This is a genomic window from Endozoicomonas sp. ONNA1, from assembly GCF_024606325.1.
Classification (GTDB): domain Bacteria; phylum Pseudomonadota; class Gammaproteobacteria; order Pseudomonadales; family Endozoicomonadaceae; genus Endozoicomonas_A.
In genome coordinates this window covers 1-9187 of sequence record NZ_JAHHPN010000844.1, presented here as the reverse complement: position 1 = coordinate 9187, position 9187 = coordinate 1, and the positions used below count along the sequence as shown (strand labels likewise).

The window sequence follows — 9187 nt, the reverse complement described above, 5'->3', positions numbered from 1 at the left end:
ACCAATTTATTGCAACCGCAGTAGGACAGCCTTAAGTCCGACAGGCTGCTAGCCCTTTCATAAGTTTTTTCCCGGCACCGCCTTCGGCTTTTATCAAAAGGTCTTTGACAGAAAGCAGACTAATTTTCTTGATCTATCATTGCTCTCTAGTCACCAGGATACAGGGATAGAATTATTAAACACTCACTCTTTGCGACATCACTTTTGCTACCACTTTTGCTACTACCGTTTTTTGTCGTTTGTCAGGCAGAACCGCGGACTGAATATTTTATTGTTGAGCTTCAACAAAATAAAATGCTTTCAAACCAGAGCTTTTCTATAAATCCAGTCCTACGTACACTGTCGTTCAGTTCACCTAAAATTGTCGACACAAGCGATAATAAAGAACTCGGTTCACCACCCGAATTCAAACAACACAAGACTTACAGTTACGGTGTAAAAGAGACTCTTGTTGAATCGATTTCGTGGCCATCGCTTTACGCCATTCATCTGCTGGTGCGTTACGAACTAATCCGGAGCACTATGGACGCCCCTCTATGCTCCAACCCTTATTCATGGCTATCTGTAGAAGTGATTCTTACCGTCGGTTGGCTTTTAAAAAGCTATTGGAATTTCGACTCAATGTCGTTTAAACCAAAAGAACAACCAAGAGCAGCAACTATGGTGATACAGCGGGGGCAGCCATTTGCCTATATCACTGTGGTGCCTGGCTCTGGACATAGCCAACAACCGCACAAGCCATCAGAACCATCAAGGCAGCAGGCCGCGGGAGTTCAAAGCGACCTTACAGGCTCTTTCACCAAATCTCTGGATACTGACTCTGCCGACAATAACGGAGGCTCTCAGCAAACTCTGCATACTTTGAGTTTAAATTGTTTCGTCTTTCCCTGTCATGGTGTTTGTAGTTTCCGACCATCATCCAATAGCAGAGAGCCCGCTGAATGGCCGCCGGATTCTGAAGAAAGTTCGACAGGCAACTATGGATACTCAATCAGTGTAGATGCAATCTCTACAAATGACCCAGCCGAACCAGCCAATTGTCATATGACAATGCGCAGGAATCAGCCTGCCAACTCTGATGAATGGATTATCGTCCATGGGTTACTCAATCTGGGAAACCATAGCCTTTCAGAAGAAACCGGGATTAGCAACACGCCTGTCTATTTCACCAATCCAATGGTGATTCCATCTCCGGGCAGCCTACCTTCCGGAGGAGCTACCTATTGCCAACAGCCCCTGTCGGATCATACAGGTAAAATTCACAGAGGGCAGCAACAAACCTGTGACGTAATCATAGTCGGGGAAGAAGCCCAGCCGAGACCATGCGCAAAGGTCTGTAAGAATGCTGTAGCCCTATCGGTTCACAAAAGCTCATACCACACCGGGCAAAAAATCTGTAACGTGACCCTGATCGGGGAGAATGGTCAGCCGCGGCCGTGCGGGAGGGTCTTTAAGAATGCTAAATCACTGTCGGGTCACAAAAGCAGAAAGCACGTCAGGCAGCGACAAACCTGTCACATGACCTTGGTCATGAAGGATGGGGAGCTGCGGCCATGCGGGAAGGTCTTCCCGAATACTAAAGCCCTTTGGAAACACAAAAACAACGTCCACAACGGGAAACAAATCTGTGACGTGACCTTGGTCGGGAAGGATGGCCGGCAGCAACCATGCAGAAAGGTCTTCGAGAATGCCAAAGGCCTGTCGGATCACAAAAGAAAAATCCACAGTGGAGAAAAACTCTGTGACGTTACCGTGGTCGGGGAAGATGCTCAGCCTCGATCATGCGGGACGGTCTGCAAGAATGCTAAAGGCTTTTCGGATCACAAAAAAAAAGTCCACAGCAGGCAACAAACCTGCCACATAACCGTGATCGGGCAGGATGGCCAGCGGCGACCATGCGGTAAGGCCTGCAAGAATGAACAAGCCCTGTCGTCTCACAAAACCAGAGATCACACTGGGCAAAAAACCTGTGACGTAATAGTAGTCGGAGAGGATGACCAGCTGCGGTCATGCGGGATGGTCTGCAAGAATGCTCAAACCTTGTCAGAGCACAAAAGCAGAAACCACACCGGGCAAAAAACCTGTGACGTAATAGTAGTCGGGGAAGATGGCCAGCCACGGCAATGCGGGATGATCTGTAAGAATGCTAAAAGCTTTTCAGATCACAAACGAAAAGTCCATAGCGGGCAACAAACCTGTGTCCTTACCTTGGTCGGGGAAGATGGTCTGCAGCGACCATGCGCAAAGGTCTTCAGAAATGCTCAAGCCCTGTCGTCTCACAAATGCAAAGAGCACTCCGAGCAAAAAACCTGTAACGTAACTGTGATCGGAGAGGATGACCAGCCGCGACCATGCAGGATAGTCTGCAAGAATACTCAAACCCTGTCAGTGCACAAAAGCAGATGCCACAGCGGGCAACAAACCTGTGTCGTGAACGTAACCGGGAAGGATGGCCAGCTGCGGCCATGCGGCAGGATCTGCATAAGTGGTAGAGCCCTTTATGAGCACAAAAGAAGAAACCACTCCGGACCAAAAACTTGTGACCTAATTGTGACCGGGGAGGATGGCCAACCGCAGCCGTGCAGGATGGTCTGCAAAAATGTCAGAGTCCTGTCGTATCATAAAAAAAGCCATCGAAAACGTAAGTCTGTTGATCCGGAACACGATGATGGTCGCAATCCTAAAAAGGCTAAACAGAATAAGTAACGATTTGATCCAGTACATGGGATCAATGAGGTTTCTCCCAGTGTCACCTTCAGTTTTTTACAAAAGATCCTCTGTAGGAGGACAGTTTCGAGACAAAGCTTGATATGAAAGGGTGAAATTGCCAGAAGAGTCGTTGACTGGGTGGCGCCCGAAGGGAACTGGGTTGTCTGTCTGGATCGCACCAAACGGGACTTTGGCCAGTTCAAAATCAACATCATGATGGTCGCTAAGTAGGAGGTCGTCATTTTCGCAAAGGAGGGAATCATTTAGCTTGAGTTCATAAGCTTGCAGTTATACCTGCAGGCGAGTACCCACTCTCCCTTTTATAACAGGATTCTTTACGAAATTGTCTCCTGCAGAGCAAAAGGTCTTTGACAGAAAGCAGACTTATTTTCTTGATCTATCCTTGCTCTCTAGTCACCAGAACACAGGGATAGAAATATTAAACACCCATTCTTTGCGGCATCACTGTTGCCGCTAATGTTGCTACTACTTTTTAGATCTGTCGTTTGTCAGGCCGAAGCGTGGACAGAACGTTTTATTCTCGAGTTTGAAGAGAATGAAGTGTTTCCAGACCAAAGCTTTTCTATCAAGCGTGGCCTGCTCGCATCGCCGGGCACCCCTTCAGACCTTGTCAACACAAGGAACTATGCAGGAATCAGTTCATCGCCTGATGACAAACGACACAAATTTAACAGTTACGGGGTAAAAACGCTCCTTATTGAATCGATTTCGTGGCAATGGCTTTATGCCACTCACTTGCAGGTGTACGAGACGATCCTGGCCACCAAGGACGTTCCTCTCAGCTCCACCCCCTATTCATGGCTACCTGTAGAAGTGGTTGTTGCCATCGGTTGGCTTTTAAACAGCTATTGGAACCCCGATTCACTGTCGTTTAAGCCGATCGAACAACAAGCAGCAACCACTATGCTGACACTGGAGGGGCACTCATTTGCCGCCATCACGATGGTGCATGGCTCCGGACATAACCAACAGCCCTTCCAGCCATCAGAACCCTCTGGGCAACCAACCGCGGGAACCCCCTGCCACCTTACAGGCTCTTTCACTAACCCTCTGAATACTGACTCTGCCGACGGTAACGGAGGCTCTCAGCAAACTCTACATACTTTGGGTTTGAATTGTTTCATCTTTCCCTGTCATGGCGTTTGTAGTTTCCGATCATCATCTGATAGCAGAGAACCCGCTGAATGGCCGCTGAATTCAGAAAAAAGTATGACTGACAACTATAGAGGCGGCAACTATAAAGGAAGAAACTATAGATACTCAATAAGTGCAGGGGCAACCACTGCAACAGACCCAACCGAACCTGCCATTTATGATGTGACAATGCACAGGAACCAGCCTGCCAACTCCGATGACTGGATTATCATCCACAGTTTACTCAGTCTCAGAAGGCATAGCCTTCCGGAAAAAACCGGCATTAGCTTTACGCCTTCGCATTGCCAACAATCCCTGCGGGGTCACACAGGCGAAATTCACAGCAGCCAGCAACAAACCTGCGACGTAACCGTGTTCGAGGAGGATGGTCAGCCTCGACCATGTGGGAAGATCTGCAAGAATGCTGCTGCCCTATCGGTTCACAAAAGCTCATACCACACTGGGCAAAAGCTCTGTGACGCGACCTTTGTCGGGGAGGATGGTCAGCCACGGCTATGTGGGAAAGTCTGCAAAAATGCTAAAGGCTTATCAGATCACAAAAGAAAAGCCCATAGTGGGCAACAAACCTGTAACTTGCCCGTGGTCGGGGAGAATGGCCAGCAGCAGCCATGCGGGTGGGTCTGCAAAAATGCCAAAGTCTTGTCGGATCACAAAAGCAGAAGGCACCCCAGTGAGCATCAAATCTGTAACATAACCGTGGCCGGGAATGACGGCCAACTGCGGCCATGCGGGATGGTCTACAAGAATGTTGTAGCCTTGTCGGATCACAAACGCAAAACCCATGCCGGACCACAAACCTGTTACGTAAACGTTCTCGGAGTGGATGGTAAGCAGCGACCATGCGGGGCAGTCTACAAGAATGCTAAATCCCTGTCGGTTCACAAAAGCAGCTTACACTCCGGGCAAAAAACCTGTGTTATGGCCGTGGTCGGGGATAATGGCCAGCTGCGATCGTGCGGCACAGTTTGCAAAAATGCCCAAGCCCTGCGGGATCACAGAAGAAGAGATCACTCTGAGCAACAAACCTGTGACGTAACCGTGACCACAGAATATGGCGACCAACGGTCATGCGGGAAGGTCTGCAAGAATGCTCAATCTTTGGCGTCTCACAAATACATATGCCACACCGGGCAGTATAACTGTGAAGTGACCGTGGCTGGGGAAGATGGTCAGCTGCGGCCATGCGGGAAGGTCTGCAAGAATAAAAGAACTCTTTGGGATCACAAAAGAACACATCGGAAACGCATCTCTTATCCTGTGAATCAGGATGGTGAACCCAGCCCTAAAAAAGTAAATTGAATAAATAACACCTTTCTTTTCATTAGAATTTTTTCGATGCTACCCTTGGCTTTTAACAAAAGATCATTGACAGATAAAAGACTTATTTTCTTGATCTACCCTGGCTCTACAGAGACCAGAATACAGGGACAGAATGATTGAACACTCACTCTCTGCGGCGACAATGTTTCTGCTAGTGTTGCTGTCTGTCGTCTGTCAGGCTGAACCATGGACAGAATGTTTTATTATCAAGCTTGAACAGAAGGCAGTGTTTCCAAACCTGAGCGTCTCTATAGAACGTGACAGGCATACCCTGCCGGACAATCTTTCGGAGGTTTTCGACACAAACGACTATGCAGGACTGGATTTTCGGTCTGATGACAAACCGAACAGACCCGGCAGTTACGGAGTTAGGCTGCCTGTAGAAGTGGTTGTTGCAGCCGGTTGGCTTTTAGAAAGCAATTTGACTAACGATTTCATGCTGTTTAATCCAATCCAACAACAAGAGGCAACATCTACGCAGACACAGGGGGATCAACCGTTTGCTACCATCACTATGATGCTTCGCTCTGTAGATGACCAACAATCACATCAGCCATCAGAATCATCCAGCCAGCAAGCGCCGGGAGCCCCACAATCTACAGGCTATTTCGCTAACCTTCTCTATTCTGACTATGGCGGCGGTAACAGAGGTCCTCAACAAGCTCTGCACACCCTGGGTTTCAATTGTTTCGTCTCTCCCTGTCGTGGCGTTTGCAGTTTCCGATTATCATCCGGTAGCAGAGAATCCGCTGAATGGCCGCTGAATTCCGCAGAAAGTTCGACAGCCAGCTGTAGACATTTAATTGGCCCGGGGGCAGTCTCTACAACAGACTCAGCCGAACCACCCAATTATGATGTGACAATGCTCGGGAATTTGCCTGCCAACTCTGATGACTGGATTATAATCCACGGGTTACTCAATCTTCGAAGCCATATCCCTCCAGAAAAAACCGGGATTAACTGTACGCTTACCCATTTCAAACGCCCCATGGTGACTTCACCTTTGGGCTGCCTTCCTTCCGGAGGGGCTACCCGTTGTCAAAAAGTCCTGTCGGATCACAAAAGCAGAGAGCACTTCGGACAGCCAACCTGTGACGTGATCGTGGTCGGGAAAGATGCCCAACAGCGGCCATGCGGCAAGGTCTACAGGAATGCTAATAGCCTGATAGCACACAAAAGAATATTCCACAGCGGACAAAGAATCTGTGTCCAAACCGTAACCGGAGGGGATGGCCAGCATCGACCATGCGGGAAAACCTGCAAGAATACTCAAGCTTTGTGGGATCACAAATTAAAAGATCACAGCGGGCAAAAGACCTGCTACGAAACAGTGGTCGGTGCAGATGGCCAACCGCGACCATGCGGGGAGGTATGCAAGAATGCTAAAACATTGTCGTCTCATAAAAGAAGCATCCACACTGGACAACAAACCTGCCACGAAAGCGTGGTCAGGAAGGATGGCCAACAGCAGCCATGCGGAAAGGTCTGCAAGAGTGCTAAAGCCCTATCGGATCACAATAGAAAAGAACACACCGGCCAAAAAATCTGCAATGCAACAGTGGCTGGAAGGGATGGCCAGCAGCAATGCGGAAAGGTCTGCAAGAACGCTAAAGCCCTGTCAGATCACAAAAGAAGCAACCATTCCGGGCCACGAACATGCAACGAAACAGTGGTCGGGCGGGATGGTCAAAAGAAATCATGCGGAGCGGTCTGCAAGAGTGTGAATGCCCTGACGGATCACAAAAAAAGAAACCATAGTGGGCAAAAAATCTGTAACGCGATTGTGGTCGGGGACGATGGTCAGGGACGACCATGTGAGCGGGTCTTAAAAAATGCTCGTTCTCTGTCATGTCACAAAAGCAAATATCACAGCGGACAAAAAACCTCTGATAAGACAGTGAACGAGGAGAGTGACCAGCGGCTGCCATGCGGACTGGTCTGCAAAAATGCCAACGCCTTGAAAGATCACAAAAAAAGCATCCACAGCGGGCAACAAATCTGTAACCTGCCAGTGATCGGAGAGGATGGTCAGCAGAGGTTATGCAGGGAGGATGGCCTGCTGCGGCCGTTCGGTAAGGCCTTCCAGAATACCCACGCACTGTCCAGGCACAAAAGAACACACCGAAAGCGCAAGTCTTTTTATCCTAACCAGAATGATGGCTCCAGACCTAAAGAAATTAAAGCAAATAGGTAACAACCTACCTCCCTTTCATTAGGCTTGCCCGTTGTAATCATCCGATAGCAGAGGGCCCGATGAATGGTCGCTGAATTCCGTAGAAAGCTCGACAGTTAGCCCTACACACTCAATGATTGCAGAGGCAGTCTGTACAACTGCCCCTACCGTATCACTTAATGATGATGTGCCAATGAACGGGAATTTGCCTCCCACCTATGATGACTTGACTATAATCGACGGCTTGCTCAGGCTGCATAATCATCGCCTTCCAGAAGAAAGCGGGGCTTCCTTAACACTTATCCGTTTCAAAATCCCAAAGGGGCTTCACCTTCGGATTGTCTTCCTTACGGAGAGGCAGCCCGATGCCAAAAAAAACTGTCAAATCACAAGAGAAGAGAGCACAACGGACAACAAACCTGTGTCGAGACATTAGGCATTGAAGATGGCAAGTATCAGCCATGCGGGAAGGTCTTCAAGAATGCCAGAACCCTGTCAGTTCGCAAAAGCAGATACCACACCGGGCCAAGAACCTTTGATATGACAATAATCGGGGAGGGTGTGCAGCTGCAGCAGTGCGGGAAGGTCTGTAAGAATGCTAAAGCCCACTGGGAGCACAAAAGAAGACATAGAAAACGCAAGCCGGTTGATGTGGACCAGGATGATAACCACAACCCTTGATCTGGCACCCTTTTCATAAAGTTATGCCTGTTGCAGCCTTTGGGGTTTAAAGGAGATTTTTTAACAGAAGTTCTCGGAAAGAAAAGCACGCTTATTTTTTTAAACTATCCTTCTTCTCTGTAAACCAGAACGCAAGGATAGAATCATTAAGCACTCACTCTTTGCGGGACTGATGTTGATGTTGCAGTTGCCGTTACTGACGTTGTCTCTCGTCTGTCAGGGTGAACCGCTGACAAGACGACTTGTTTTAGAGCTTGAACAGAAAACAGTTTTTCCAAACCAGAGTTTTTCTATAAGGACTGACCGCCATACATCGCCTGGAAATCCGTCAGGTATTACTAACAAAAACGGCTATGCAGGATCGAATCCTTCGCCTGAAAAAAAACAACAAAGACCTCATATTTACGAGTTAAAAACAACCATTATTGAATTGATTTCATGGAAGTTGCTTTATTCCACTAACCTGATGGTTGATTTAAAACCAATCCTGACAACCAACGATCCCCCCCTAAGCTCCACCTCTTATCCATGGCTATCCATAGAAGTGGTTGTCGCTGTTGGTTTACTTTTGAAAAGCTATTGGAACCCCGATTCACCCTTGTTTAAGCCGATTCAACAACAAGAGACGAGTCAAAATCACCCCTATTCCATCATTACTATGGTGTTGGGCTCTGGAGATAACCAAACACCATACCAGTCACCAAAATCATCGAGGCAGCGTGCAACAGGGGCTACCACCCAGTCTGCAAGTTCTCTCTCTATCCACCTTTATTCTGGCTCTGGCGGCAGTAACGGAGGCTCTCAACAACACTCACATACTTTGGGTTTTAATTGTTTCGCCCATCCCTGTCATGGCGTTTGTCAATTCCGACCATCATCCGATAGCGTAGAGTCCGTTGAACCACCGCTGAATTCCCTACAAAGCCCATCTTTCGAAAAATTGGATGATCTCTCTGACATTGAACTCCGCTGTGTGTGCGGCGTACCATATCTGCAACAGCCACATGACATTGTTGGCAGCAGATTCATTAGCAGCAACTTTATAAACCGGGTCGCCTCATACAGGATCTCTCCAGACGAAGACTCCACAGACGAAGACTCCACAGACGAAGACTCCACAGACGAAGA

Annotated in this window: 5 protein-coding genes; all 5 read left to right on the top strand. The window is 48.2% G+C overall.

Annotated features, from left to right (window positions below):
• The first annotated feature begins 216 nt into the window (after positions 1 to 216).
• Positions 217 to 2706, top strand: a complete 2490-nt coding sequence (locus tag KDK19_RS19835; protein ID WP_257292703.1) for a hypothetical protein — start codon at positions 217 to 219, stop codon at positions 2704 to 2706.
• A gap of 480 nt (positions 2707 to 3186) precedes the next feature.
• Positions 3187 to 5184, top strand: coding sequence for a hypothetical protein (locus KDK19_RS19830; RefSeq protein WP_257255048.1), 1998 nt, complete (start codon positions 3187 to 3189; stop codon positions 5182 to 5184).
• 133 nt (positions 5185 to 5317) lie between these two features.
• Positions 5318 to 7399 carry a hypothetical protein gene (locus KDK19_RS19825; protein WP_257274167.1) on the top strand — a complete coding sequence of 694 codons (2082 nt, stop codon included), beginning with the start codon at positions 5318 to 5320 and terminating at the stop codon, positions 7397 to 7399.
• Between the two features lie 519 nt (positions 7400 to 7918).
• Positions 7919 to 8059: a hypothetical protein gene (locus KDK19_RS19820; RefSeq protein ID WP_257255157.1), complete on the top strand. Its 141-nt coding sequence runs from the start codon at positions 7919 to 7921 to the stop codon at positions 8057 to 8059.
• Between the two features lie 178 nt (positions 8060 to 8237).
• On the top strand, positions 8238 to 9187 hold a 950-nt coding region (locus KDK19_RS19815), incomplete at its 3' end, for a hypothetical protein (RefSeq protein WP_257255156.1).

What these genes read in the sequence shown, in the direction of transcription:
- KDK19_RS19820 (WP_257255157.1), top strand. Translation starts at nt 7,919, where the DNA reads ATGACAATAATCGGGGAGGGTGTGCAGCTGCAGCAGTGCGGGAAGGTC.
- KDK19_RS19825 (WP_257274167.1), top strand. Translation starts at nt 5,318, where the DNA reads ATGATTGAACACTCACTCTCTGCGGCGACAATGTTTCTGCTAGTGTTG.
- KDK19_RS19830 (WP_257255048.1), top strand. Translation starts at nt 3,187, where the DNA reads ATGTTGCTACTACTTTTTAGATCTGTCGTTTGTCAGGCCGAAGCGTGG.